This is a genomic window from Pseudomonas sp. HB05 (assembly GCF_016756915.1).
GTDB classification, from domain to species: Bacteria; Pseudomonadota; Gammaproteobacteria; order Pseudomonadales; family Pseudomonadaceae; genus Aquipseudomonas; species Aquipseudomonas alvandae.
The window spans coordinates 185,125-210,229 of the sequence record NZ_JAESPG010000006.1; the positions used below are offsets into that span (position 1 = coordinate 185,125).

Annotated in this window: 23 protein-coding genes; 14 read left to right on the forward strand and 9 right to left on the reverse strand. The window is 63.1% G+C overall.

Annotation, left to right across the window (positions count from 1 at the left end; translation table 11 throughout):
- Position 1: 1 nt before the first annotated feature.
- The 3 genes from fabF to JMN22_RS08970 are packed head-to-tail and all read right to left on the reverse strand — an operon-like array spanning position 2 to position 5,453.
- Positions 2-1,288 (reverse strand): beta-ketoacyl-ACP synthase II, encoded by a 1,287-nt coding sequence (gene fabF, locus JMN22_RS08960; protein ID WP_198796740.1) that lies wholly within the window; start codon positions 1,286-1,288, stop codon positions 2-4.
- On the reverse strand, positions 1,285-4,347 hold the full coding sequence (locus tag JMN22_RS08965) for an efflux RND transporter permease subunit (RefSeq protein ID WP_030141574.1): 3,063 nt from the start codon (positions 4,345-4,347) through the stop codon (positions 1,285-1,287). The genes fabF and JMN22_RS08965 overlap by 4 nt, the downstream gene beginning before the upstream one ends.
- Positions 4,344-5,453, reverse strand: coding sequence for an efflux RND transporter periplasmic adaptor subunit (locus JMN22_RS08970; protein ID WP_198796739.1), 1,110 nt, complete (start codon positions 5,451-5,453; stop codon positions 4,344-4,346). Before JMN22_RS08970 ends, JMN22_RS08965 begins: the two co-directional genes overlap by 4 nt.
- Before the next feature lie 219 nt (positions 5,454-5,672).
- On the opposite strand from JMN22_RS08970, the gene JMN22_RS08975 reads away from it, so the two are divergent.
- A complete protein-coding gene (locus tag JMN22_RS08975; RefSeq protein WP_198796738.1) occupies positions 5,673-7,133 on the forward strand; it encodes an efflux transporter outer membrane subunit in 1,461 nt (486 codons plus the stop codon).
- Between the two features lie 131 nt (positions 7,134-7,264).
- Here the strand turns inward: JMN22_RS08975 and JMN22_RS08980 are convergent, their stop codons facing one another.
- Together JMN22_RS08980 and JMN22_RS08985 are read right to left on the reverse strand one after the other, a co-directional pair.
- Entirely contained in the window at positions 7,265-7,885 is a 621-nt protein-coding gene (locus tag JMN22_RS08980) for a TetR/AcrR family transcriptional regulator (RefSeq protein WP_030141577.1), read from the reverse strand.
- Between the two features lie 103 nt (positions 7,886-7,988).
- Positions 7,989-8,945 carry a threonine dehydratase gene (locus JMN22_RS08985; protein ID WP_198796737.1) on the reverse strand — a complete coding sequence of 319 codons (957 nt, stop codon included), beginning with the start codon at positions 8,943-8,945 and terminating at the stop codon, positions 7,989-7,991.
- 104 nt (positions 8,946-9,049) lie between these two features.
- Between JMN22_RS08985 and JMN22_RS08990 the strand changes: the two genes are divergently transcribed.
- From JMN22_RS08990 to JMN22_RS09000, 3 genes are all read left to right on the forward strand, one after another.
- Positions 9,050-9,844 carry a helix-turn-helix transcriptional regulator gene (locus tag JMN22_RS08990; protein ID WP_198796736.1) on the forward strand — a complete coding sequence of 265 codons (795 nt, stop codon included), beginning with the start codon at positions 9,050-9,052 and terminating at the stop codon, positions 9,842-9,844.
- 145 nt (positions 9,845-9,989) lie between these two features.
- Entirely contained in the window at positions 9,990-10,994 is a 1,005-nt protein-coding gene (locus JMN22_RS08995; RefSeq protein WP_198796735.1) for a response regulator, read from the forward strand.
- Between the two features lie 3 nt (positions 10,995-10,997).
- Entirely contained in the window at positions 10,998-11,954 is a 957-nt protein-coding gene (locus JMN22_RS09000) for a sensor domain-containing diguanylate cyclase (RefSeq protein WP_198796734.1), read from the forward strand.
- 399 nt (positions 11,955-12,353) lie between these two features.
- Here JMN22_RS09000 and scpB read toward each other — a convergent pair whose 3' ends face one another.
- The 4 genes from scpB to JMN22_RS09020 all read right to left on the reverse strand — a co-directional run bounded on the left by scpB (position 12,354) and on the right by JMN22_RS09020 (position 15,635).
- Positions 12,354-13,286 (reverse strand): SMC-Scp complex subunit ScpB, encoded by a 933-nt coding sequence (gene scpB, locus JMN22_RS09005; RefSeq protein WP_030142494.1) that lies wholly within the window; start codon positions 13,284-13,286, stop codon positions 12,354-12,356.
- Positions 13,287-13,297: 11 nt separating this feature from the next.
- Positions 13,298-13,996 (reverse strand): segregation and condensation protein A, encoded by a 699-nt coding sequence (locus JMN22_RS09010; RefSeq protein ID WP_187293367.1) that lies wholly within the window; start codon positions 13,994-13,996, stop codon positions 13,298-13,300.
- 132 nt (positions 13,997-14,128) lie between these two features.
- On the reverse strand, positions 14,129-14,758 hold the full coding sequence (locus JMN22_RS09015) for an L-threonylcarbamoyladenylate synthase (RefSeq protein WP_030142496.1): 630 nt from the start codon (positions 14,756-14,758) through the stop codon (positions 14,129-14,131).
- 13 nt (positions 14,759-14,771) lie between these two features.
- A complete protein-coding gene (locus JMN22_RS09020) occupies positions 14,772-15,635 on the reverse strand; it encodes a PHP domain-containing protein (protein ID WP_030142497.1) in 864 nt (287 codons plus the stop codon).
- Positions 15,636-15,722: 87 nt separating this feature from the next.
- Here JMN22_RS09020 and JMN22_RS09025 point away from each other — a divergent pair, with 87 nt between their 5' ends.
- The 10 genes from JMN22_RS09025 to JMN22_RS09070 all read left to right on the forward strand — a co-directional run bounded on the left by JMN22_RS09025 (position 15,723) and on the right by JMN22_RS09070 (position 25,100).
- Positions 15,723-16,319, forward strand: a complete 597-nt coding sequence (locus tag JMN22_RS09025; RefSeq protein WP_030142498.1) for a septation protein A — start codon at positions 15,723-15,725, stop codon at positions 16,317-16,319.
- 1 nt (position 16,320) lies between these two features.
- Positions 16,321-16,620 carry a YciI family protein gene (locus JMN22_RS09030; protein WP_030142499.1) on the forward strand — a complete coding sequence of 100 codons (300 nt, stop codon included), beginning with the start codon at positions 16,321-16,323 and terminating at the stop codon, positions 16,618-16,620.
- 116 nt (positions 16,621-16,736) lie between these two features.
- A complete protein-coding gene (locus JMN22_RS09035; protein WP_030142500.1) occupies positions 16,737-17,147 on the forward strand; it encodes a translation initiation factor 2 in 411 nt (136 codons plus the stop codon).
- 7 nt (positions 17,148-17,154) lie between these two features.
- A complete protein-coding gene (locus JMN22_RS09040; RefSeq protein ID WP_030142501.1) occupies positions 17,155-17,832 on the forward strand; it encodes a response regulator transcription factor in 678 nt (225 codons plus the stop codon).
- 255 nt (positions 17,833-18,087) lie between these two features.
- Entirely contained in the window at positions 18,088-18,525 is a 438-nt protein-coding gene (locus tag JMN22_RS09045; RefSeq protein ID WP_030142502.1) for a Spy/CpxP family protein refolding chaperone, read from the forward strand.
- 68 nt (positions 18,526-18,593) lie between these two features.
- Positions 18,594-19,946 (forward strand): sensor histidine kinase, encoded by a 1,353-nt coding sequence (locus JMN22_RS09050; protein ID WP_030142503.1) that lies wholly within the window; start codon positions 18,594-18,596, stop codon positions 19,944-19,946.
- A gap of 241 nt (positions 19,947-20,187) precedes the next feature.
- Positions 20,188-21,615 (forward strand): di-heme oxidoreductase family protein, encoded by a 1,428-nt coding sequence (locus JMN22_RS09055; RefSeq protein WP_198797936.1) that lies wholly within the window; start codon positions 20,188-20,190, stop codon positions 21,613-21,615.
- Positions 21,616-21,642: 27 nt separating this feature from the next.
- Positions 21,643-22,707 (forward strand): imelysin family protein, encoded by a 1,065-nt coding sequence (locus JMN22_RS09060; RefSeq protein ID WP_030142505.1) that lies wholly within the window; start codon positions 21,643-21,645, stop codon positions 22,705-22,707.
- Between the two features lie 2 nt (positions 22,708-22,709).
- Positions 22,710-23,807, forward strand: a complete 1,098-nt coding sequence (locus tag JMN22_RS09065) for a DUF1513 domain-containing protein (RefSeq protein ID WP_030142506.1) — start codon at positions 22,710-22,712, stop codon at positions 23,805-23,807.
- A gap of 144 nt (positions 23,808-23,951) precedes the next feature.
- Positions 23,952-25,100, forward strand: a complete 1,149-nt coding sequence (locus tag JMN22_RS09070; protein WP_198797937.1) for an efflux RND transporter periplasmic adaptor subunit — start codon at positions 23,952-23,954, stop codon at positions 25,098-25,100.
- Positions 25,101-25,105: the final 5 nt, after the last annotated feature.

Consider the following 25,105-nt stretch of genomic DNA (forward strand, 5'->3'; position numbering starts at 1 on the left):
GTCAGTCTTCCCAACGACGGAACAACACGCTGGCATTGACACCACCGAAGCCGAACCCATTCGACAACGCATGGGTGATCGGCATTTTCCGCGCCTTCAGGCCGACCAGGTCGAGCCCGTTGGCCGTCTCATCGGGATGGTGAAGGTTCAGCGTCGGCGGCACGACCTGATCGCGTAGCGCCAAGACCGTGAAAATCGCTTCGATGCCGCCCGCCGCGCCTAACAAATGGCCGGTGGCGGATTTCGTCGACGTAATTGCCACGCCCGCGCCTGCCCCGAACACCGCACGAATCGCCGCCAACTCACCGGCATCGCCGACCTGGGTGGATGTCGCATGGGCATTGATGTGTTGCACCTCGGCGGGACTGATATTCGCCTGGCGCAACGCCTGCTCCATGGCGCGGCGGGCGCCGTTGCCATCTTCCGGACCTGCGGTGAGGTGATAGGCATCGGCGCTGGTGCCATAACCCACCAGTTCTGCCAACGGCTTGGCGCCACGGGCCAGGGCGTGTTCCAGTGACTCGATCACCAGCAACCCGGCACCTTCGGCCATGACGAAGCCGTCGCGATCTCGATCGAACGGCCGCGAGGCCTCTTGCGGACGCTCGGCAAATCCCGTGGACAGCGCCCGGGCCGCGGCGAAACAGCCCAGGGTCACACGATCGATCGCCGCCTCGGTGCCACCGCAGATGGCAATGTCCGCCTCGCCACTCCTGATCAGCCGGGCGGCGTCGCCAATGGCTTGTACGCCAGCAGCGCACGCCGTGACCGGCGCACCGAGCGGCCCCTTGAAAGCATGCCGGATGGAGACCTGCCCCGCCGCCATGTTGGCCAGGAAAGCCGGCGCGGTGAACGGCGACAACCGCCGCGGACCGCGCGCATCGGTGGTGCGCACCGCATCGGCAATCGTGGCGAAACCACCGACGCCCGAGGAGATGATCGTGGCGGTCCGCTCCTGATCGACGGCTTCGACCGGATGCCAGCCCGCCTGCTCCAGGGCTTCGTGAGCCGCCACCAGGGCGAACTCGATGAAACGGTCCATCTTCTTGCGATCCTTGGGCGCGATAAGGCGCTCCGGGTCGTAACCGGCGACACCATCCTCTTCCAGCGTTGGCACCTGCCCGCCCACGGCGACGCCCGTGCCTTCGATGACATCCGCGGACAGGTTGCGAATGCCGGAATGCCCGGCCAGCAACCGCTTCCAGACCTCTTCGACAACGCAGCCCAGCGGTCCGACCATGCCAACGCCGGTGACGACGATGCGTTTTTGACCTTCGCGATTTTTCATGAAGCCCTCTTCGTCTCAGGACGGATCTTGAACCAGATGGAATACATCGCTGGCAGGAACACCAGCGTCATGATGGTGCCGACGAACGTGCCGCCGATCAGGGTGTAGGCCAGCGTGCCCCAGAACACCGAGTGCGTCAGGGGAATGAACGCCAGGATCGCCGCCAGCGCCGTGAGCAGCACCGGCCGCGCCCGCTGCACCGTGGCTTCGATCACCGCGTGGAACGGATCGAGACCTTCGCTGGCGTTGTGATGGATTTGCCCGATCAGGATCAGCGTATTGCGCATCAGGATCCCCGACAAAGCGATCAGGCCGACCAGCGCGTTGATACCGAAGGGCTGGTTGAAGATCAGCAACGTCGGCACCACGCCGATCAGCCCCAGCGGCGCGGTCATGAACACCATGATCATGGCCGAGATCGAACGGACCTGCAGGATGATGATCAGCAACGTCATCGCGACCATGATCGGCACCAGCGGCACGATGGCCTTACCGGCCTTGCCCGACTCCTCGATCGCGCCCGCCTGCTCGATCCGGTAACCGGCGGGCAGGCTGTCGATCACCGGCTGCAATTGCTTGATGATCGCGCTGGAGACGTCCGGTGGTTGCAAGCCCTCGGCGATGTCGCCGCGCACGGTCATGGTCGGGGTGCGATCACGACGGCGCAGGATCGGGTCCTCCATGCGCACATCGACTTCGCCGACCTGGGACAGCGGAACACGCTGGCCCGTCGCGCCCACCAGGGTGAAGCCTTCGATCTTGGCCGGATCGAGGCGGATGTCCCCCGCGGCACGGCCGACCACCTGCACCGAACGGATGTCCTCGCGAACCGCGGTGATCGGCACGCCGGTGAGCAGGAATTGCAACTGCTGGGCGACCGCGTTGGAGGTCAGCCCCACGGCCTGCAAACGGTCCTGGTCCAGGTTGAAATGCAGGGTCGGCACCAAGGGTCCCCAGTCGGTGTTGACGGTCCTCATCAGCGGGCTCGCCTGCATGATGCCCTGGACCTGGCTGGCGATCTCGCGCAGCTTCGAAGGGTCGGGCCCCATCACCCGATACGCCACCGGGAACGGTGAGTACGGGCCAAACACCAGTTGCGTCACCCGCACCCGCGCCTCGGGCGCGAGCCCATCGGCGACCACTTGGCGGAGGCGGAACTTGAGGGCTTCGCGCGCCTCCTGGCTGTCCGTCAGCACGACAATCTTCGCAAACGACGGATCGGGGAGTTCCGGCGCCATCGCCAGGTAGAAACGCGGCGCGCCTTGGCCGATATAAGCTGTGACGATCCGAGCCTCTTCCTGCTGATGCAGCCAGGCCTCGACCTTGGCAGTGGTGGCGCTCGTCTGCTCGATGGAGGTGCCGTACGGCATCTGCACTTCCACCAGCACCTCCGGCCGGTCCGAGGTCGGGAAGAACTGTTTCTTGACCAGGCTCATGCCGAGGATCGCCACCACGAATGTCGCGATCACCGTACCGGCCACCCACCATTTGCGCGCGATGACCCGCGTCAGCACCTGGCGGAAGCGGTTGTAATGGCGGGTGTTGTAGATGGCTGCGTGGCCGCCTTCGACCTGCTTGATATCGGGCAACAGTTTCACGCCCAGGTACGGCGTGAAGGCCACCGCGACCACCCAGGAAGCGATCAGGGCAATGCCGACGATCCAGAACATGTTGCTGGTGTACTCGCCGGCGGTCGACTGCGCGAAGCCGTTGGGCATGAAGCCGATGGCGGTCACCAGCGTGCCGGAGAGCATCGGCGCGGCGGTGTGGCTCCAGGCATAGGCGGAGGCCTTGATCCGGTCGTAGCCCTCCTCCATCTTCACCACCATCATTTCGATGGCGATGATCGCGTCGTCCACCAGCAACCCGAGCGCGAGAATCAGCGAGCCGAGGGTGATGCGGTCGAAATTCTTGCCGGTGGCAGCCATGACCACGAACACCACGGCCAACGTCAACGGCACAGCCGCCGCGACCACCACACCGACGCGCCAGCCCATGCTGAGGAAGCAGACGATCATCACCACCAGCAGCGCGACGAAGAACTTGACCATGAACTCGCCGACCGCGGAGTCGATGTTCACCGACTGGTCGGTGACTTTGCTCAAGGTCATGCCCAGCGGCATGCCCTCGTTGATCTTGCCCGTCTCGGCGTCCAGCGCCTTGCCCAGGTCCAGGCCATTCCAGCCCTCGCGCATGATGACGCCCAGCAGCAGCGCCTCTTCGCCGCCGCTGCGCACCAGGAATGAGGCCGGGTCTTCATAACCGCGCTCGACGGTGGCCACGTCCGACAGTTTCAGCGAGCGCCCCTGGACCGTGACCGGCGTGTCGCGAATCTTCTGCAGCCTGTCGAAGGCACCGTCCAAGCGCAGGAAAACCTGCGGCCCGGCGGTTTCGATGGAGCCGGCGGGTGTGAGCATGTTCTGGCTGTTGAGGGCGGCGAAAATATCCTGGGGCGAAACACCGAGGGTCGCCAGGCGATCATGGGAAAACGACACGAAGATCCGTTCGGCCTGCTCGCCAATGATGTTGACCTTCTTCACGCCCGGTACGTGCAGCAACCGTTGGCGCAACGCCTCGGCATCGCGCACCAGCAAGCGCTGCGGCTCGCCCTTGGCTTTCAGCGCGAATAACGCGAAGGTCACGTCGGCAAACTCGTCGTTGACCATCGGCCCGATGACACCCGCCGGCAGCTTGATCGCCTCGTCGGCCAGTTTCTTGCGCGCCTGGTAGAACTCTTCCTGCACCTGCGACGGCGGCGTGCGATCGACCAGCGACACCATGGTGAAGGCAAGTCCGGGGCGGGTGTAGGTTTCCGTGCGGTCGTACCACTTCAATTCCTGCAGGCGTTTTTCCAGCGGTTCGGCGACTTGGTCCTGCATCTCCTGGGCCGTCGCGCCCGGCCAGGCCGTGATGACCGTCAGTTGCTTGACCGTGAACGGTGGATCCTCGGCGCGGCCCAACTGGAAGAACGCGAGGACACCCGCGACGGCGATCAGGAACAACAGGAAAACGGTGATGGAGCGCTCGCGAACGGCGAGCGCGGACAGGTTGAAGCTCATGGGTGATTCCCCGCAACCTTGACGTCGCCCGGAGGAGCCACATTCACCGCCTCGGCTTCGTGCAACAGATGCGTGCCCAGCGCGACGATCCGCTCACCCATTCTCAAGTCGCCGGAGACCTGCGCGGCATCGTCGCTCAAGCCGAGGACCTGGACGGGGCGCCAGGCGACTTTCGCCGGCTCACCCGTGATAACCCAGACGCCGGTGCCCTTGCCTGCATCATGCACGGCGGCAATCGGTACTTGCAGCACCTGCCCTTGCCGAGCGCCCGTGGCGATCCGAAGCGTGACGGTCGAACCCAGCGGCGCATTGCCCAGCGCGCCCTCCAATACATACCGCGCCTCAAAGGTACGCGTCACGCGGTCGGCGGAATCCGACAGCAACCGCAACTTCGCGCTGACCACTTGCGAAGCGTTGCCATACAGCGTTGCCTGCGCAGTGGCCCCCGGGGCGGGCCGCAGCGTTTCGGGCAATTGCACAACGGCTTCGCGTTGACCGGCCCGCGCCAGTCGAACCACGATTTGTCCTGGGGCAACGACTTGCCCGGGCTCGGCCAATGTCTCCATCACCACGCCATCGGCGTCGGCGAGCAGCACGGCGTAGCCGGAAGCGTTGCGGGCCACATCGGCCTGGGCCTGGGCCGCGCTGAGCTGTGCCTTTGCAGTATCGGCGGCGGCCTTGATCTGGTCGTAGCCCGAGGCAGAGATGGCGCCGGCGGCGACCAGTTCCCGATAACGAGCCTCATCGTCGGCGGTCTGCTTGGCCCTGGCCCGGGCGGCGGCGACAGCCTCTTCCTGGGCCCGCGCCTGCAGGCCGAGATCGATAGGGTCCAGGCGCATCAGCGGTTGCCCGCGCTTGACGGTCTGGCCGGTATCGACCAGGCGCTCCAGCACCTTGCCCGACACGCGAAAGCCCAGGTCGCTCTGGACCCGGGCCGTGACTACGCCGGTGAAGGAACGTGAGATCTCGGGGGAACCCAATACTTCGGCCACCCTCACCAAGGGCGCCGCCGTGCGGGGATCTTTCTCGGTGGATGACTCGCCACACCCCGTCAGGACGAGAGGCAACAGGCAAGCGGCAAGGGTGACAGGTCGACGCCGGAGCATAGGATCCCTTTCTTGAACGGACAGGATGGAGAGCGCATTCTCATTCTCGTGACCATTTCTGTCAATCGTCACAAACCAGCCAATTTACCTCCCTTCCAAGGATCCCTTGTTACCGGGACCTCCATTATCATGAATCCCATCGACGCCTTAACGAGCACGATTGACAGGATGTGACCATACCGTAATATGGTCACAATCTACGTCCCCCAAGGAAACGCCATGCCTCCCCTCCGCCCACTTGCTCTTCTACTGGGCACCTGCTTGATGGCAGGGTGCGCAGTCGGCCCGGACTACCATCGTCCGGTCGCCCCGCTTTCGAGTCGGTACCTGGGCCAACCTTCGGTCGAACAGCGGTCCTCGACCAGCCAGGCCGATTTGATTGCCTGGTGGGAAAGCTTTGGCGACCCCATGCTTGCCGGCTTCGTCGTCCAGGCATTGGAACAGAACCTGGATCTGGCGCAGGCATCTGCGCGGGTGATGCAGGCTCGGGCGGGACTGGGTGCGGCGAACGCCGCTTTACTGCCCTCGGGCAACATCAACGGCCAGGCCGCGCGCGCCTACCAATCGGTCGAGACGCCGCTCGGCCAGGTGCTGGATTCCACGCCTGGCTATGATCGATACGGAAGTTCCTACGAGCTCAACCTCGGCGCCAGTTGGGAGATAGACGCCTTTGGTGGCCTGCGGCGCGGACGCGAAGCGGCGCTGGCCGATTACCAGGCTTCCGAGGCAGGCGCTGTCGCCACACGACTGGCCATCGCCGCGCAAGTCGCCGATACCTACATCACGGTTCGTGGATTGCAGGCCCGGCTGGACATTGCCAACCGACAGGTCAGGACGCAGCAAGACCTGCTGGAAAAAGTCCAGTTGCTCTATGAAAAGGGCCTTGCTGCCAGTTATCAGGTTCGCCAGGCCGAGGGGCAATTGGCACAAGTCCAGGCAACGGTACCGGTCCTGCAGACCGGGTTGGATGCAGCGATGAACGCCCTGGATGTCATGCTCGGCACGCCGCCCGGCACTCATCGACCACAACTGGCCGAGCGCCGCGAGATTCCCCTTGCGCCGCAAGTCACTGCCATGGGAACCCCTGCGGACCTGCTGCGCCGCCGGCCAGACCTCATCGTCGCCGAGCGCCGCCTGGCGGCGTCCAATGCTCGCATCGGCGAAGCCGTCGCCGAGTACTATCCGAAGTTCTCCCTGAGCGCCCTGCTCGGCAGCGCCACGGCCGTATCGAGCGGTAACCTGTTCAGTGGCGGCGCCAGCCAGTCGGCGGGCGTGCTGGGCCTGCGTTGGAGGCTGTTCGATTTTGGCCGCATCAACGCCCGGATCGACCAGGCCAAGGGACAGGAAGCCGAAGCGCTGGCCGCTTATCGCCAATCCGTGCTGCGCGCCACCGAAGACGTCGAAAATGCCTTCAGCGCCCTGGTCAATCGCGAAGCCCAGGCAACCACCCTCACCCAAGGCGAAACATCCTTGAGCGAGGCCCGCCAGTCATCCTTCGTCGCCTATCAGAAAGGCACCGCGAGCCTGATCGATGTGCTCAATGCCGACGAGACGCTGTTGCGCACCTCCGATACCCGGGCGCAGGCGCGAACGGAATCGGCACGTGCAGCGGTCGCGGCATTCAGGGCGCTTGGCGGTGGTTGGCAGTCGCCAGGGGAAGGTTCGCTGGCGACTCGGTGAGCGTGGAGCGTCCTGACTGCAAAACAGACTTGAGAACGAATCCGTAGCCACAAGCGTGACCATCACACAAAATGGTCACGCTTCTGTTCAATCTGCTTTAGGACCGCATGGACGCACCGTCAGTCGAAGCCTCAGGGCATCAGGCTGCGCAAAATAAGATTGGCGGTCAGCGCTGGGCCCTCTTCGACGAAGTCCAGGCTGTGCTGCAGCAATAACGGATTGACGAAAGGCCGCAGGGTCAAGTGGATGGCATCCACGGTTTCGTCCAGTGGCGTGCGACGTTCAAACTCACCGAGTTCGCGGCCCTCGCGAATGATCTGCAACACGAATTCCTTGATCCTGGCGTCGTAGACGCGGGAGCTGGGCCAGCGTTCCGAAGCAGAGAAGGCCGCGATGTCGTAGAGCTTCCGGTCGTTGAAGAACAGGCTCACCCCGGTAACCACCAAGGTCTTGACCAGCCGACGAAAACGCTCGGTCGCCGAAATTCCTTCTTCATTGATGGCCTTGTCCACGGCGTCGACGATCGTCGACAGACAATTGGAGCAGATGGCTTCGCCAATTGCCTGCTTGGAGTCGAAGAACTTGTAGATGTACGCCTTGGAAAATCCGATGGCCTTGGCCAGGTCGGAAACCGTGGTCTTGCCGAAGCCGTACTGGCTGAAATGTTCGTGGGCAGCCGCGATGATCTGGTCACGAATTTCGTGATCGGCTGGGCCGCGGGCGCTGGGCGGTGCTATCGATGGCTGGTTCATGGGGGCAGCTTACGCATCCCAAGGAGGGTTGACAACTTATGACCAAATTAAGATTAAGTCACAAGCTGACCGACAGTTGCTTCGATAAACCGCCATACCGCAGCTACCCGATCACCCGCGCATACACCGACCTGTCGACATTGCCACCGGACAGAATCACCCCGACCTTTTTCCCCTCCATCTCCGCGCGCTCCTGGATAAGCGCTGCCAACGCCGCGGCCCCGGCACCTTCGGCCAGATTGTGGGTGTCGGTGTAATAGACGCGCATGGCCTCGGCAATCTCCTCATCGTTGACCGCTACGATCCGCGCCGCCCCGGCGCTATAGATGGCGAAGGCTTCTGGAATCGGCTTGCGCACAGCGAGACCGTCGGCGAAGGTATTGGCCGAGGGGGTTTCGTGGATTTCAGCCGCTTCAAACGATCGTTTCGCCGCCATCGCCTCGGTGGAGACCACGCCCACGATTTGGCTCTGCAAGCCGAGGGCATCGCGGGCGGCGATGACCGCGCAGATTCCCGAGCCACAGCCAATCGGCACGTAGACGGTGTGCAGGTCAGGCGCAGCCTTGAACAACTCCAGCGCATAGGTGGCGACGCCCTTGACCAGCTCGGGGTGAAACGGTGGTACGAGATAGAGCCCATGGGTTTGCGCCAGGCGCGCCGCCTCTTCCCGGGCCTCGTCAAAATCGCGGCCATATTCGACCACCTCGCCGCCGAAGCCGCGCATGGCTTTGTTCTTCTCGATCGAGTTGCCCTCCGGCACCACGATCAACGCCCGCAGCCCCGCCGCGCTGGCCGCCAGCGCCAGGCTCTGGCCGTGGTTGCCCCGGGTCGCGGTGACGATCCCGTTCACGTGCGGATGCTCGCGCTTGAGCCACTGCATGAAGGTGATGCCGCCGCGCACCTTGAACGCGCCCGTCGGGGTGTGGTTTTCATGCTTGACCCACACCGTGCAACCCAACCGCTGCGCCAGCAAGGGCCAGGCATACTGCGCGGTGGCGGGCATGACCTGATAGACCTGGCGAGTCGCTTGTTCGATATCGTCGTACGTCAATGTGTGCATGGTCGGTCTCCTGTGGTTTTGCCCAGTCTAGGCAGGGTCATCGAACCCAGGCTTTCAAAAAACCGACCTGACTTTTATGCCGCCCCTTCACTACTATGGACACCATGAGCCATCGAAACCGCCCCCAGCCACCACGCCCGACTGAATCGACCCGTCGCATCGAGGCCGGCCCGTGGTTGATCGAATTGCTCCCCGGCAGCGCCTACGCGGCCCGATACGTCGCGACCCAGGCGGCGATCGGCTTTGCCTTCGACAGCCAGCGCGGCCAGCACGCCATCGGCAGTGATCGGGTACTGCCTTTCAATGCGATGCCCAACGGCCTGGCGTTCGTCCCGGCCCAGTGTGATGTGTATTCCGAGTCGCCCCACGGCGGTGAATACCTGCGGGTGATGCGCACCGACGGCGTCGTGTTGGCGGGCGATCGAGCCTTCAACAACCGCATCGACCCGCGCGCCATCGCCCTCGCGCAACGCATGCGTCGTGCGCTGCTGCTCGGCTCGTTCGACGACGATTGGGAAGCCTGGGCCCACGCGCTGGCTGAACGCGCAGCATCGGAAAAAGCCCTGTCGGCACGGCCCCAAGGCTCTATCACCGACAGCCGCATGCGTCTGCTGGATGAGTTCATCGATGCCGGCCTCGACCAACCGTTGGGCGTGCGAGCCATGGCGCAACTGCTGGGATTATCCGAGGGGTATTTCATGCGGGCCTTCAAGATCGCGACCGGTAAAAGCCCCCACGGCTACCTGATCGACCGACGCCTGGCCAAGGCCCGGGCGCTGATACGAGACTCCTCGGCGACCCTCGCAGAAATCGCCCACGCCTGCGGCTTCAGCTCACAGGCACACATGGCAACGACGTTCAAGCAGCGTCTTGGGGTGAGCCCGACACGATTGCGTTAAATGACGAAGTGCATTTGACGCCTTTGACTTAATGGTCCAGTTTTTAAAAGAAGCTACAAATTGCATTCCATTCGTTAATCAGAGGGCCACTGCCGCCTATGAGTGATGTACGAAGGACCTTCCCCACAGTTGAACGTCGTTGGGCATGCCAGTGCCGTTGATTCCCCTGGTTGTGTGTGACGACTCCACCATGGCGCGCAAGCAAGTGCTGCGTGCGCTGCCGCAAGACTGGCCGGTTTCAGTCACCGAGGCGGTCAATGGCCGCCAGGCCATGGATGCCATACGCCAGGGCCTGGGCCACGTAGTACTGCTCGACCTGACCATGCCGGAGATGGACGGCTACCAGGTTTTGAGCGCCTTGCGCGCCGAGGGCCTCACGGCGCAAGTCATCGTGATTTCAGGGGACGTCCAGGACGAGGCCGTGCGCCGCGTCCATGAACTGGGCGCCTTGGCCTTCCTGAAAAAACCGTTCGACGAAAACGAACTGCGCCAGACCCTCAACCGGTTGGGACTGCTGACCCAACCCGGCAAGACGCCGCTGCAGAACCGGCCGGCGTCGAACGCGACCATCAGCTTCCAGGACGCGTTTCGCGAAACGGTCAACGTTGCCATCGGCCAGGCGGCGGCGCTGATTGCCAAGGTGCTGGGGGTCTTCGTGCAACTGCCAGTGCCGAACGTCAACGTTCTCGAGGTGGGCGAATTGCACATGGCCTTGAACGACGTCGGCAACTCCCAGCAACTCACGGCCATCTGCCAGGGATTCATCGGCAGCGGCATCGCTGGCGAAGCCCTGCTGATCTTCCATGACTCGGAGATTGCCGACATCGCGCAACTGATGCAGCGCCAGAGCGCCGATTACTCTGACCTGGAAATGTTGGTGGACCTGTCGAGCATCCTGATCGGCGCGTGCCTGAGCAGCATTGCCGAGCAGATCGATGTGATTTTTTCCCAGGGCCATCCGCAGATTCTTGGCCAGCATGCGGCTATCGAAGAACTGATCCAGACGAACCGCGTCCGTTGGAAAAAGACCTTGGCGGTGGAAATCAGCTACAGCCTGGAAGGGCAGAACATCCGGTTCGATCTGTTGCTGCTGTTCACGGAAGACTCCATCGAGCGGCTGACCCACAAACTCGCCTACCTGATGAACTGAGCCATGAACGAATCCATCGATCTGAACGAATTCCACTGGTTGCTGGCCATCGTTCAAAGCATCGACGTCGGCGTGGTGGTGCTCGACCGCGAGTACCGCGTGCAAGTCTGGAACACCTTCATGGAGAACCGCTCCGGGGTCCAGCCCAAGGACGCCCAGAACCGGAATTTCTTCAGCCTGTTCCCGGAAATCGACCGCCAGTGGTTCAGCCGCAAGGTGGAAAGCGTCGCGACCCTGGGCACGCCCGCGTTCACCGTCTGGGAGCAGCGCCCGTACTTGATGCGCTTCAAGAGCTACCAGCCGATCACCGGCCAGGAAGAGTTCATGTACCAGAACACCACGCTGCTGCCGCTGCGCTCGCCGGACAACCGCATCAACCACATCTGCCTGGTGATCTACGACGTCACCGATGTCGCCACCAATCGCCATCAGATCCAGGCTGCCAATGCTCAGCTGCAGCTGCTTTCCAGTACCGATCGCCTGACGGGCCTGTACAACCGCGGCCATTGGGAAGGCAGCTTGAAGGCCGCGTACGCCCGACACCAGCGCTACGGCAATGCGCTGAGCCTGGTGATGCTGGACATCGACCACTTCAAGCACGTCAACGACACCTACGGCCACCAGGCCGGCGACAAAGTCATCGAGCAGCTCGCCCAACTGCTGCGCGAGCATGCTCGCGAGTCCGACGTGGCCGGGCGTTACGGCGGCGAGGAGTTCGGCGTGGTGCTGTCGGACACCGACCGGGCCGGCGCACGGATTTTCGCCGAACGCTTGCGACAGGCCGTCGAGCACTTGTTGGTGCAGTACAACGGCCAGGACATCCGTTTCACCATCAGCCTGGGCGTGGCCGACCTTAGTGCGCCGGCGAACGACCATGCCGAACTGATCGCTCGGGCCGACCAGGCGTTGTACACGTCGAAGAAAACCGGACGCAATCGCGTGACAGTCCACGATCACTGACCCACCAAGACTTTGTGGGAGCGAGCCTGCTCGCGAAGACGCCGGCATATCCAACATCACTGCAAGCTGATCCACCGCTTTCGCGAGCAGGCTCGCTCCCACAGGGATCTTGGGTGTCCAGGAGCTTTGCATTCAGCGCAGGACTATTGTGAGAGCGAGCTTGCTCGCGAAGACGTCGGCACATCCAACATCACCGCAAGCTGATCCACCGCTTTCGCGAGCAGGCTCGCTCCCACAGGGATCTTGGGTTTCCAGGAGCTTTGCATTCAGCGCAGGACTATTGTGGGAGCGAGCCTGCTCGCGAAAGCGGTATATCAGTCAATATTAATGCTGACTGACCTGACGCTTTCGCGAGCAGGCTCGCTCCCACAGGGGACAGCGGTGTGTCAGTCGATAGACTCAATCGTCGAACTGGCGCCGTTCGTTTTCGATCGCTTCAGCCAGGGCGCGGGCCTCGGCCTCTTCATCGCTCAGTTCGGGCTCAGGCGGCGCAAGGGCGGCGACGGCGGCCAGCAATTTTTCCCGGGCTTCGGCGACGCCAAGGATGTCCTCCTCCGGCTCGGGCTCGATTTCACTGAGCGGCGTCGGTTCATCCGCTTCTTCTTCGAGGCCCGGCTCCTCACGCAGCAGGTCGTCGAAGTCGGTCTTCAAGCCCTCCTCCATCGTGTCCAGTTCCAGCAGCAACGAATGGAAACTGGTCTCTTCCTTCGGCTCCTCAGGCTCGGCACTGGCGTCGGCCAGTTCCTGCAAGCCCTGGGGCACCGGAGCGTCGTCGAATTCCAGCATCGGCTCGGGTTCCAACTCCCGCAGTTCCGCCAGCGGCGGCAGGTCGTCGAGATTCTTCAGGTTGAAGTGATCGAGAAAGGCCTTGGTGGTGGCGAACATCGCCGGCTTGCCCGGTACGTCGCGATAACCGACGACGCGAATCCACTCGCGCTCCAGCAAGGTCTTGACGATGTTGCTGTTGACCGCCACGCCGCGCACATCCTCGATCTCGCCGCGAGTGATCGGCTGGCGATAAGCGATCAGCGCCATGGTTTCGAGCAGCGCCCGGGAATAGCGCTGCGGCCGTTCTTCCCACAGGCGCCCGACCCACGGGGCAAACTTCTCACGGATTTGCAGGCGGTACCCGGATGCCACTTCCTTGAGCTCGAAAGCCCGACCCTCGCAGGATTTTCCCAGCAATGTCAGGGCTTTCTTGAACACGGCCGGCTCGGGCCGCTCGCCTTCTTCGAAGAGTTCGAACAGACGCTCCATCGATTGTGGCTTTCCCGAGGCCAACAGGAAGGCTTCAAGCAAGGGGGCCAGCTCGCGGGGTTCAGTCAGATTCATTGATTTGCTCGTTATTCGGCTCGGGCTCGCACGTGGATCGCTGCGAACGGCTCATTCTGCACCAGCTCGACCAAGGATTCCTTGACCAATTCCAGGATCGCCATAAACGTCACCACCACGCCCAGCCGCCCTTCCTCGGCGGTGAACAGCTCGACGAAGGGGACGAAGCCGCCGCCCTTGAGCCGTTCCAGCACATCGCTCATGCGCTCGCGGGTCGACAGTGCCTCGCGACTGACCTGGTGGCTTTCAAACATATCGCCCCGGCGCAGGACCTCGGCCATGGACATCAGCAACTCTTCCAGGCTCACGTCCGGCAGCAACTTGCGTGCCCGCGCCTCGGGGGCATCGAGCTTGGGCACCACCACATCGCGCCCGACCCGGCTCAGGCCGTCGATGCCCTCGGCGGCCACCTTGAAGCGCTCGTATTCCTGCAAGCGGCGGATCAGCTCCGCCCGAGGATCGTCTTCTTCCTCCTCGACTTCGGCCGAGCGCGGCAGCAGCATGCGCGACTTGATTTCGGCAAGCATGGCCGCCATCACCAGGTATTCCGCCGCCAGCTCCAGGCGCACCGACTGCATCAGCTCGACGTAGCCCATGTACTGGCGGGTGATTTCCGCCACGGGAATGTCGAGGATATTGATGTTCTGTTTGCGGATCAGATACAGCAGCAGGTCGAGCGGACCTTCGAAGGCTTCAAGGAAAACCTCCAGCGCATCCGGCGGAATGTACAGGTCCAGGGGCATTTCCATGACCGCCTGGCCATAGACCATCGCGAAGGGCAGCTCCTGTTGCGCGCCAGCCTGGCTGTCCACGCTGTCGACGGCGGTCTCCACAACGGACATTCAGGCCTCGACCATGAACGGCGTCGGGTCGCCGCAGCCGACGCGCACCACCTGCGGCTCGCCGTCGGCCAGATTGATCACCGTGGAGGCCTTCATGCCACCGAAACCGCCGTCGATGATCAGGTCGACCTGATGTTCGAGCATCTGGCGGATTTCGTAGGGGTCAGTCAGCGGATCGGTCTCGCCGGGCATGATCAGCGTCACGCTCATCAAAGGCTCCCCCAGCTCCGCCAGTAGCGCCAAGGCAATGGGGTGGCTCGGCACGCGCAGGCCGATGGTGCGTTTTTTGGGATGCAACAACAGCCGCGGGACTTCCCGGGTGGCATTCAGGATAAAAGTATAAGGGCCCGGTAGATGGGCCTTGAGCAGGCGGAAAGTGCCGGTATCGATCTTGGCGAACAGCCCCAACTGCGAAAGATCGCTGCAGATGAGTGCGAAGTTGTGCTTGTCATCCAGCTGACGCAGGCGTCTGACTCGCTCGACGGCATTCTTGTCGCCGATCTGGCAACCGATGGCGTAGGACGAGTCGGTGGGATAAACCACCACGCCACCGCCACGGATGATTTCCACGGCCTGTTTGATCAGGCGCGCTTGCGGGTTTTCCGGATGAATCTGGAAAAATTGACTCACGTGTTCTACCTGTTCAGACGGCGGCGATAACGGGATCATGTTTGAATCTACACCATAGTGGTGGCAGATCTTCCGGCAACGGGCGATATTCGCCTATCTCGGACCAGCCCCCCGGGCCATGGAAATCGCTGCCGGCGCTCACCAGCAATCCAAACTCCCGGGCGAGGATCGCCAGGCTGCCGACCTGCTCGGCCGGCTGATGGCCATTGACCACTTCGATGGCATGGCCCCCTGCTTGAATATAGTCGGCTATCAGGCGGCGGCGCTTGCTGCGGGTGAAATCGTAGTGCCAGGGATGCGCCAGGCTGATCCAGGCGCCGGCGGCCCGCAGTGTCCCGACCGTCTCCTCGAGTGTCGGCCAGTGCTGCTTGACGTCCCCCAGCTTGCCGGCCCCCAGCCATTTGCGGAAGGCTTCGGCGCGGTCCTTGACGAAACCTTCGCGCACCATCCAGTCGGCAAAATGCGGCCGGGCCGGCGCGTTGCCGCTGTCGCCCAATTCCTGCTGGATCTGCCGGGCCCCTTCCAGCGCACCGGGCATGCCCTTGAGGGCGAGCTTGCGGCTGATCTCCTCGGAGCGCAGCCAACGACCATCGCGCAACTCGGCGATGGCCTGGACCAAGGGCGGTGCCGTCACATCAAAACCGTAGCCCAATACATGAATGGTCGCCCCGCCCCAGGTACAGGACAGCTCGACCCCGTTGACCAACTGCATGCCCAGCGCGGTCGCGGCACTGCGGGCCTCGTCGAGGCCTTCGAGGGTATCGTGATCGGTCAGGGCCAGGACTCGCACGCCGTGCTCGAACGCCCGCGCCACCAGAACCGCAGGCGCCAGGGCCCCATCGGAGGCCGTGCTATGGCAGTGCAAATCAACATTCACGGGACTTTGTTACCTCAAATCAGCTGGCCCTATCGCGGCCAAGGATGTTTGTTATTATGCCGCCACATCCTGCTCCTGGCTGCCACTGTGAAACAATTCATCGATTTCATCCCGCTCCTGCTGTTTTTCATCGTCTACAAACTTGATCCCCGGACCGTCGATATCGCCGGCCACTCCTTGACTGTAGGCGGTATCTACAGCGCCACCGCGGTGCTGATCATCAGTTCCCTGGTGGTCTACGGCGCGCTGTTCATCTCCCAGCGCAAGCTGGAGAAGAGCCAGTGGCTGACCCTGATCGCCTGCCTTGTATTCGGTAGCCTGACCCTGGCCTTCCATAGCGAGACGTTCCTCAAATGGAAAGCCCCGGTGGTCAACTGGCTGTTCGCCCTGGCCTTCATCGGCAGCCACTTCATCGGCGACCGCCTGCTGATCAAGCGCATCATGGGCCACGCCATCAACCTGCCCGAGCTGATCTGGACCCGCCTGAACATCGCCTGGATAGCGTTTTTCCTGTTCTGTGGCGCCGCCAACCTGTTCGTTGCGTTCACGTTCCAGGAATACTGGGTCGACTTCAAGGTGTTCGGCAGCCTGGGCATGACGTTGCTGTTCCTGATTGGCCAGGGCATCTACCTGTCCCGTCACCTGCACGATGCCGACCCCACCACGCCAAAAACCGAGGACTGACATGCTCTACGCCATCATCGCCACCGACGTCGCCAACTCCCTGGAAAAACGCCTGGCTGCCCGCCCTGAGCACCTGGAGCGCCTGCAACAGCTCAAGGCCGAAGGCCGCATCGTGCTGGCCGGTCCCCATCCGGCGGTGGACAGCAACGACCCAGGCGCCGCCGGTTTTACCGGCAGCCTGATCGTGGCCGAGTTCGAGTCCCTGGCCGCCGCACAAGCCTGGGCCAAGGCCGACCCGTTCGTGACAGCTGGCGTCTATGCCAATGTCGAGGTCAAGCCGTTCAAGCAAGTCCTGCCGTAAATTTCCCCGGCGCGATGAGCCTTCCTGGCTCATTGCGCTCAATGGCTCATTGTTCTCGTCCGCCTGCCGACAACCTGTCTAATCTGCTAAATCTCGATTGGAATTCAGGAGCTGCAATGCGCAAAGGTCCGTTGTGCCTGTTGTTGGTCACGTTGGCGATCGGGGCGCCCGCCCATGGCGAGGAAACCTCCGAAGCCGGCCATTCGACGCCCTTGTCGCTGAGCGCAGGCGGCCAGATCGCCGAATTGCAGCAACGCTTGAAAGACAGCGAGCGCATGCGTGAAGAGCTCACCCAACAATTACAGAACACCAACGGCGAACGCGAAAGCGCGCTGGTGGGACGGTTGCGCCAGGAAAACCAGCGCTTGAAATTGCAGCTCAAGGAAGCCCAGGCCAATCCCCTGCCACGCCTGCTGACCGATCAGCAGCAATGGTTCGTGGTGGGCGCCGGGGTAGCGCTATTGGCCCTGCTCTGCGGTATCTTTGCCAGCGGTGGACGTAGACAACGTCGGCAATGGCTAAATTGAGTGAGTCATGAGCGAGCTGTTACTGATAGATGATGACCAGGAGCTGTGTGAGCTCCTCGGCAGTTGGCTGGGCCAGGAAGGTTTCCAGGTCCGCGCTTGCCACGATGGCCTGAGCGCCCGCAAGGCCCTGGCCGAAACCGCCCCGGCGGCGGTGGTGCTGGATGTGATGCTGCCCGACGGCAGCGGCCTGGAATTGCTCAAGCAATTGCGCAACGATCATCCGGAGCTGCCGGTATTGATGCTCTCGGCCCGTGGCGAGCCGCTGGACCGCATCCTCGGCCTGGAATTGGGCGCCGATGATTACCTGGCCAAACCCTGCGACCCACGGGAACTGACCGCCCGCCTGCGCGCCGTGCTGCGGCGCAGCCACCCGACGGCCGTGTCCAGCCAGATCGAACTGGGCGACCTGACCTTCAGCCCGGTACGCGGCGTCGTCAGCATCGACGAGCAGGAACAAACCCTCACGGTGTCCGAAAGCCGCCTGCTCGAAGCGCTGCTCAAGCAACCGGGCGAGCCGTTGGACAAGCAGGAGCTGGCGCAGCTCGCCCTGGGCCGCAAGCTGACCCTGTACGACCGCAGCCTCGATATGCACGTGAGCAACCTGCGCAAGAAAATCGGCCCCCACCCCGATGGCCGGCCACGGATCGTGGCGCTGCGTAGCCGGGGTTATTACTACAGCCTTTGAGCAACACTGATCACCCTGTGGCGAGGGAGCTTGCTCCCGCTCGGTTGCGCAGCAACCGCAAGATCTTTGGGGCCGCTTCAGCCCAGCGGGAGCAAGCTCCCTTGCCACGGGGATTAGTCTTCGCCCGCTGGATTTGTCAGGTCCGCACCAAACCGTCTTTACCCAAGCTTTACCCACCCCTGACCGCCGCTGACCTTGATCTCCGTAATCTGGACACATCCGGAACTGACCGGGAACGAGACAAGGAGAAACACCATGCGCAAGACCCTCACCGCCCTGATGTTCGCCGCAGCCCTGCCGACCGTCGCCATGGCCATGCCCGAAGGTCCTGGCCCGATGGGCCCGATGGACGGCCCGCGCCACGGTGGCCAGATGCATGACAGAGGTCCCTACAGCCAACTGGACCTGAGCCACGAGCAACGCCAGCAGATCCGTCGGATCATGGGCGAACAACGCCACGAACAACGTGAACTGGTGGACAAATACCTGGCCAAGCTGTCGCCAGCCGACCAGAAAGCCATGCAGGACGAAAGGGAGGCTCGGCACCAAAAAGTCGATGCGCAGATCCGCGCACTGTTGAAGCCGGAACAACAGAAAGAATTCGACGCGATCCAGAAGAAGCAGGCCGAACGTCGGGCCGAGTGGGCCGAATTCAAGGCCTGGAAAGCGCAACAGCCGCAAAAAGCGCAATAATGCCCTGAAGTACCACCAGCCCAACGGCACACCGCCGTTGGGCTTTCTTTGTTTTCGAGGATAAATCCGTGCGTTCATTGTTCTGGCGCGTCCTGGCCAGTTTCTGGCTGGCCATCGCTCTGGTGGCGGGACTTTCGATTCTGATGGGCCACATGCTGAACCAGGACGCCTGGATCCTCAGCCGTCATCCAGGCCTCAATACCCTGGCCGAAGAGTGGACGCAGACTTACGAAAGCCAGGGCGAAGACGCCGCGCAGGCCATCCTCCAACAGCGCAAGCGCCAGTATCACATCGACGTCCAAGTGCTCAACGAAAGTGGCGACCCGGTGGTGCGCGGCACCTTTCCGCACCGTGCCGCCGCGTTCGAGGCGCGCCAGAACAACGACGACCGACGCCTGCCCTGGCGGCGCCTGACCGACGAGTTCACCAGCGCCAAGACCGGCGACACGTACCTGTTCATCTACCGCATCCCCCACCCCGAATTGGACGCCTGGCACCGCGGCAGCTTGCTCTGGCCCCTCAGTGCCCTAGCGATTGCCCTGGTAGTACTGACCTTGTTCAGCCTGTTGGTGACCCTTTCCATCACCCGTCCGCTGAGCCGACTGCGCGGCGCGGTGCATGACCTGGGGCAAGCGGCCTATCAGCAGAACAGCCTAGCCAAGCTGGCCAACCGACGGGACGAATTTGGTGTGCTGGCCACGGATTTCAATCGCATGGGCGCGCGCCTGCAAAGCCTGATCGCCAGCCAGCGCCAACTGCTGCGCGACGTTTCCCACGAATTGCGCTCGCCCCTGGCCAGGCTGCGCATCGCCCTGGCACTGGCGGAGCGCGCGAGCCCCGAGGAGCGCGAAAAACTCTGGCCGCGACTGACGCGTGAGTGTGATCGACTGGAAGCGCTGATCAGTGAAATCCTGGTCCTGGCTCGCGTCGATGCCGACAACGCCAGTGCCGAAGAGGTCGATCTCAACGGGCTACTGATCAATCTACAAAAAGATGCCCAGATGGCTTCGCCGGAGCAAATCGTGCAGCTGGAAACCGAGCCGAACCTGGCCCTCAAGGGTTGGCCGACGATGATCGAGCGTGCCGTGGACAATTTGTTGCGCAACGCCCAGCGCTTCAGTCCGGACGGGCAGCCCGTCGAAATGCGCGCGGTGCGCCAGGGGGAGCGAATCCTGGTCAGCGTGCGCGATCACGGGCCGGGCGTCGAGGCCGAGCATCTGGGCCAACTGGGCGAACCGTTCTATCGCGCGCCCGGCCAGACCACTGCCGGTCATGGCCTGGGCCTGGCGATCGCCCGCCGCGCAGCCGAACGCCACGGCGGAGCGCTGGTATTGGCCAACCATCCCGAGGGCGGGTTCATCGCGACGCTGGAATTGCCGTTGGTGCCGGGGGCAGTAGTCCCCCCTACAGACCAACAGTGAACCCCGTGGCGAGGGAGCTTGCTCCCGCTCGGCTGCGCAGCAGTCGCAAACTGGTTGGCGGGATTTACCTGTTGCACCGCGGCGCCTGGTTTTGGGGCTGCTTCGCAACCCAGCGGGAGCAAGCTCCCTCGCCACAGGAAATCAAGCGCCCCGATCAAACCAAACGATAATTCCTCTTATTCAAACCGCCCCGCCCTGTTAGACTTTGCGCCCGCGTTTCACTCGTCCCGCAGGATTTCCAATGCCGTCGTTGCCTCTTCGCTTATGCGCTCTGCTGTTGGCCTTGGGCCTGAGTGCCTGCGATGACGCCCCGCGTTTCACCCAGGCCGAGCCCGGCGAAGCCAAGTCCGGTGGCAACGCGACGGTACGCAAGGCCGACCAGAATGCCTTTTCCCTGCCTTCGGCCAACCTGCCGCCCTCGCGGCGCGTGGATTTCAGCGTCGGCAACAGTTTCTTCCGCAGCCCTTGGGTGATCGCTCCTTCGACGACGACTGCCCGCGATGGCCTCGGTCCCTTGTTCAACACCAATGCCTGTCAGAACTGTCATATCAAGGACGGTCGCGGCCACCCGCCCGCACCAGACGCAACCAGCGCGGTATCGATGCTGGTGCGCCTGTCGATTCCGGACGCGCCACCCTACGCGAAGGTCATCGAACAGCTCGGCGTCGTGCCGGAACCGACCTACGGCGGGCAATTGCAAGACATGTCCGTGCCAGGCGTTGCGCCGGAAGGCAAGGTGCGGGTCGATTACTCGCCAGTCCCGGTGCGTTTCAACGACGGCACCGTCGTGGAACTGCGCAAGCCGAACCTGCAGATTACCCAGCTGGGTTATGGCCCGATGCACCCCGACACGCGTTTTTCGGCCCGCGTCGCACCGCCGATGATCGGCCTGGGTTTGCTCGAGGCCATCCCCGACGACGCCATCCTGGCGAATGCGCAGGCTCAGGCACGGGACAAAAACGGTATTGCTGGCCGTCCGAACAGGGTCTGGGACGATATCCAGCAAAAGACCGTGCCGGGGCGTTTCGGCTGGAAGGCCGGGCAGCCGAACCTCAATCAACAGAACGTCCATGCGTTTTCCGGCGACATGGGCCTGACGACCAGCCTGCGTCCGTTCGACGATTGCACCGAGGCCCAGGTCGATTGCAAGCGCGCGCCCAACGGCAACGGTCCGAAGGGCGAGCCGGAGGTCAGCGACAACATTCTGCGCCTGGTGTTGTTCTACAGCCGCAACCTCGCCGTGCCGGCCCGTCGCGACGTGAACTCGCCCCAAGTGCTGGCGGGCAAGAATCTGTTTTTCCAAGCGGGTTGCCAGTCCTGTCACACCCCCCAATACACCACGTCCGCCAACGCTGCCGAGCCGGAGCTGGCGAACCAGGTCATCCGCCCCTACTCCGATTTGCTGCTGCACGACATGGGTGAAGGCCTGGCTGACAACCGCAGCGAGTTCCAGGCCAGCGGCCGCGACTGGCGGACTCCGCCGTTATGGGGTATCGGCCTGACCGAAACCGTCAGCGGTCATACCCAGTTCCTGCACGACGGTCGCGCCCGCAACCTCCTCGAAGCCGTGCTCTGGCATGGCGGCGAGGCCCAGGCGGCACAGCGACAGGTCTTGGCTTTCAACGCCGAGCAGCGCGCTGCGCTGTTGGCTTTCCTGAATTCCCTTTAACGTTATTTCCTGAAACGGGAGCCCGACATGTTCCGTCCCAAGCTGTTGTTCACCAGCCTCGCCGCCATCGCCCTCGGCGCCTGCTCGCCCCAGGATCCCCAGGCGGTCACGTCGGCTGCCATTGCCAAGCAAGTGATCCTGCCGACCTACAGCCGCTGGGTCGAGGCAGACCGGCAATTGGCGAGCAGTGCCTTGGCGTTCTGCCAAGGCAAGGAAACCCTGGAGACCGCCCGCGCCGACTTTCTCAAGGCACAAAAAGCCTGGGCCGAACTGCAACCACTGCTGATCGGTCCACTGGCCGAGGGCAACCGCGCCTGGCAAGTGCAGTTCTGGCCGGACAAGAAAAACCTGGTCGGCCGCCAGGTCGAGCAATTGGTCAACAGCGAGCCGCAGATCGACGCCGCCGGCCTGGCCAAATCCAGTGTTGTCGTGCAAGGGCTCTCCGCCTACGAATACCTGCTGTTCGACGCCAAGATCGACATGGCCGACAGCGCCCAGAAAGCCAAGTACTGCCCACTGCTTACCGCCATTGGTGAACGCCAGAAGCAACTGGCCGAAGAGATCCTGTCCCGTTGGAACACCAACGACGGCATGCTCGCCCAGATGAGCAAGTTTCCTAACCAGCGCTACGCCGATTCCCACGAGGCAATCGCTGATCTGCTGCGGGTCCAGGTCACTGCCCTGGACACCTTGAAGAAAAAACTTGGCACTCCAATGGGCCGCCAGAGCAAGGGCGTGCCGCAACCGTTCCAGGCCGATGCCTGGCGCAGCCAATCGTCACTGCAAGGCCTGGAAGCCAGCCTGAGCGCCGCCAGGACCGTGTGGGTCGGCGTCGACAACAAAGGCCTGCGCGGTCTGCTGCCAAGCGACCAGAAGCCATTGGCGGACAAGATCGATGCTGCCTACGATGCCTCGTTGAAGCTGTTCGCCAGCAGCCAGCGCTCACTGACCGACATGCTCAACGACGACGCCGGGCGCCAGCAACTCAACGATTTGTACGACAGCCTCAACGTCGTCCATCGCCTGCACGAGGGCGAACTGGCCAAGGCGCTAGGCATTCAACTGGGCTTCAACGCCAACGACGGTGACTGATCATGTTTCGACGTCAGGCTCTGGCACTCGGCAGCATGCTGCTGGGTGCCGTTACCCTGGGCGGCTGGACGCTGTTCAAGCAAAAGGACAAGCGTGCGCTACTGCTTTCAGCACGGGACGATGGCGATGGCAATCACTTCGCCGTCGGCTATCGACTGGACGGCACCCGGGTGTTCGCCACCCGGGTCGGCCAGCGTTGCCATGACATCATCAACCACCCGACGCTGCCGATCGCGCTGTTCGTTGCCCGCCGTCCAGGCACCGAAAGCTATCTCATCGACCTGCGCGACGGGGCGCTGCTGCAGACCATCGCCTCGTTGCCGAACCGGCATTTCTACGGTCACGCGGTGATCCACAAGAGTGGCGAGTGGTTGTACGCCACAGAGAACGACACCCGCGACCCGGGGCGCGGCCTGCTGGGCGTGTATCGTTTCGAAGGCGAGCGGCTGGTCCACAGCGGCGAAATCTCCACCCACGGCATTGGCCCCCACCAAGTGTCATGGATGCCCGACGGCGAGACATTGGTCGTTGCCAACGGCGGCATTCGCACCGAGGCCGAAAGTCGGGTCGAAATGAACCTTGACGCCATGGAGCCGAGCCTGGTGTTGATGCAGCGCGATGGCACGCTGCTGAGCAAGGAAACCCTCGCCCAGCAGATGAACAGCGTGCGCCATTTGGGCATCGCCAGCGACGGGACCATCGTCTCCGGCCAGCAATTCATGGGCGCCGCACATGAGCCGTCGGAACTGCTGGCAATCAAGCGACCGGGCCAACCTTTCCAGGCGTTCCCGGTGCCCGAACATCAGTTGCAGGCCATGGGGCACTACACCGCCAGCGTCGCCGTGCACAGCGAACTGCGCCTGGTGGCCCTGACGGCGCCACGGGGCAATCGCTTTTTCATCTGGGACCTGGACAGTGGCGAGGTTCGCCTGGACGCGCCTTTGCCGGATTGCGCCGGGGTGGGCGCGGTGGCCGACGGTTTCGTCGTGACATCGGGCCAGGGGCGTTGCCGCTATTACGATTGCCGGCAATCACAATTGGTTGCAAAACCGCTGGACCTGCCGGCGGGGCTCTGGGACAACCATCTGCATCTGGTCTGAGCGGGGGGCGGTGCCGGGCGCTATGACTTTTCAGAAGAGTCCTACGCCCCACCGTCCCGCCAGCATCTGGAATACCCCGAGCGCACAGGGTAATGTGCCCGCCTATCTGTATTTTCTCTCAGCTCTTTTCCAAGGAAGTGGAACATGCTGCGACGCCGCATGCTGATCATGTTGGGTGTTGTCCTGCTGGTGGTGCTGTTGCTGGCAGGCTACAAGGCCTTCTCCATCTACCAGCAGATCCAGATGTTTTCTGTCCCGAAGCCGCCCGTCAGCGTTGCCGTGGCCAAGGCCACCGAGCAACCCTGGCAGTCTCGCCTGCCCACCGTCGGCAGCCTGAAGGCCTTGCAAGGCGTTGACCTGAGCCTGGAGATCGCCGGCACGGTGCAAAAGCTGCAGTTCGAATCGGGGCAAAAGGTCAAGGCCGGCCAACCGCTCCTGCAACTGGACAGCGAAGTCGAAAGCGCCCTGCTGGAAACCGCCCAGGCCGACCTTGGCCTGTCGCAGCTGGATTTCGGCCGGGGTCGACAACTGGTCGGCAGCCAGGCGATTTCCAAAGGCGAGTTCGATCGGCTTGCGGCCCAGTTGAAGAAGAACCAGGCCACGGTCAACCAGCTCAAGGCATCGCTGGCGAAGAAACACATCGTCGCGCCGTTCAGCGGCACCATCGGCATTCGTCAGGTGGACGTTGGCGATTACCTGGCCAGCGGCACGGTGATCGCCACCCTGCAGGACCTCAGTAGCCTGTACGTGGATTTCTATGTCCCGGAACAGACGGTGCCTCGGCTCGCCGTTGCCCAAACGGTCAACGTCAGTGTCTCGGCCTACCCAGGCCAGACATTCGTCGGCACCATCAGCGCCATCAACCCCAAGGTCGAGGACAGCACCCGCAATGTGCTGGTGCGCGCCAACCTTGCCAACCCCGATGGCAAGTTGTTGCCCGGCATGTTTGCCAACCTGCAGGTCGTCTTGCCAGACGTGGCCACCGGCATCGTCGTGCCGGAGAGCGCCGTGACCTACACGCTCTACGGCAACTCGATGTACGTGGTCACCCAGAAGAAAGCCGCCGATGGCAGCGTCGAGAAAGATGACAGGGGCCAGCCGGTCCTGATCGCCGAGCGGCGCTTCGTCGAGACGGGTGAGCGTCGCGACGGGCAGGTCCTGGTGACCAAGGGCGTGCACAGCGGTGAAGACGTGGTGATTGCCGGCCAGCTCAAGCTCGACAACGGCACGTCCATCGCCATCAGCGACGACAAGACCCTGACCGAACAGAACAGCACGCCGCGCGCGGACTGATCAAG

What these genes read in the sequence shown, in the direction of transcription:
- fabF (WP_198796740.1), bottom strand. Translation starts at nt 1,288, where the DNA reads ATGAAAAATCGCGAAGGTCAAAAACGCATCGTCGTCACCGGCGTTGGC.
- JMN22_RS08965 (WP_030141574.1), bottom strand. Translation starts at nt 4,347, where the DNA reads ATGAGCTTCAACCTGTCCGCGCTCGCCGTTCGCGAGCGCTCCATCACC.
- JMN22_RS08970 (WP_198796739.1), bottom strand. Translation starts at nt 5,453, where the DNA reads ATGCTCCGGCGTCGACCTGTCACCCTTGCCGCTTGCCTGTTGCCTCTC.
- JMN22_RS08975 (WP_198796738.1), top strand. Translation starts at nt 5,673, where the DNA reads ATGCCTCCCCTCCGCCCACTTGCTCTTCTACTGGGCACCTGCTTGATG.
- JMN22_RS08980 (WP_030141577.1), bottom strand. Translation starts at nt 7,885, where the DNA reads ATGAACCAGCCATCGATAGCACCGCCCAGCGCCCGCGGCCCAGCCGAT.
- JMN22_RS08985 (WP_198796737.1), bottom strand. Translation starts at nt 8,945, where the DNA reads ATGCACACATTGACGTACGACGATATCGAACAAGCGACTCGCCAGGTC.
- JMN22_RS08990 (WP_198796736.1), top strand. Translation starts at nt 9,050, where the DNA reads ATGAGCCATCGAAACCGCCCCCAGCCACCACGCCCGACTGAATCGACC.
- JMN22_RS08995 (WP_198796735.1), top strand. Translation starts at nt 9,990, where the DNA reads ATGCCAGTGCCGTTGATTCCCCTGGTTGTGTGTGACGACTCCACCATG.
- JMN22_RS09000 (WP_198796734.1), top strand. Translation starts at nt 10,998, where the DNA reads ATGAACGAATCCATCGATCTGAACGAATTCCACTGGTTGCTGGCCATC.
- scpB (WP_030142494.1), bottom strand. Translation starts at nt 13,286, where the DNA reads ATGAATCTGACTGAACCCCGCGAGCTGGCCCCCTTGCTTGAAGCCTTC.
- JMN22_RS09030 (WP_030142499.1), top strand. Translation starts at nt 16,321, where the DNA reads ATGCTCTACGCCATCATCGCCACCGACGTCGCCAACTCCCTGGAAAAA.
- JMN22_RS09035 (WP_030142500.1), top strand. Translation starts at nt 16,737, where the DNA reads ATGCGCAAAGGTCCGTTGTGCCTGTTGTTGGTCACGTTGGCGATCGGG.
- JMN22_RS09040 (WP_030142501.1), top strand. Translation starts at nt 17,155, where the DNA reads ATGAGCGAGCTGTTACTGATAGATGATGACCAGGAGCTGTGTGAGCTC.
- JMN22_RS09045 (WP_030142502.1), top strand. Translation starts at nt 18,088, where the DNA reads ATGCGCAAGACCCTCACCGCCCTGATGTTCGCCGCAGCCCTGCCGACC.
- JMN22_RS09055 (WP_198797936.1), top strand. Translation starts at nt 20,188, where the DNA reads ATGCCGTCGTTGCCTCTTCGCTTATGCGCTCTGCTGTTGGCCTTGGGC.
- JMN22_RS09060 (WP_030142505.1), top strand. Translation starts at nt 21,643, where the DNA reads ATGTTCCGTCCCAAGCTGTTGTTCACCAGCCTCGCCGCCATCGCCCTC.
- JMN22_RS09065 (WP_030142506.1), top strand. Translation starts at nt 22,710, where the DNA reads ATGTTTCGACGTCAGGCTCTGGCACTCGGCAGCATGCTGCTGGGTGCC.
- JMN22_RS09070 (WP_198797937.1), top strand. Translation starts at nt 23,952, where the DNA reads ATGCTGCGACGCCGCATGCTGATCATGTTGGGTGTTGTCCTGCTGGTG.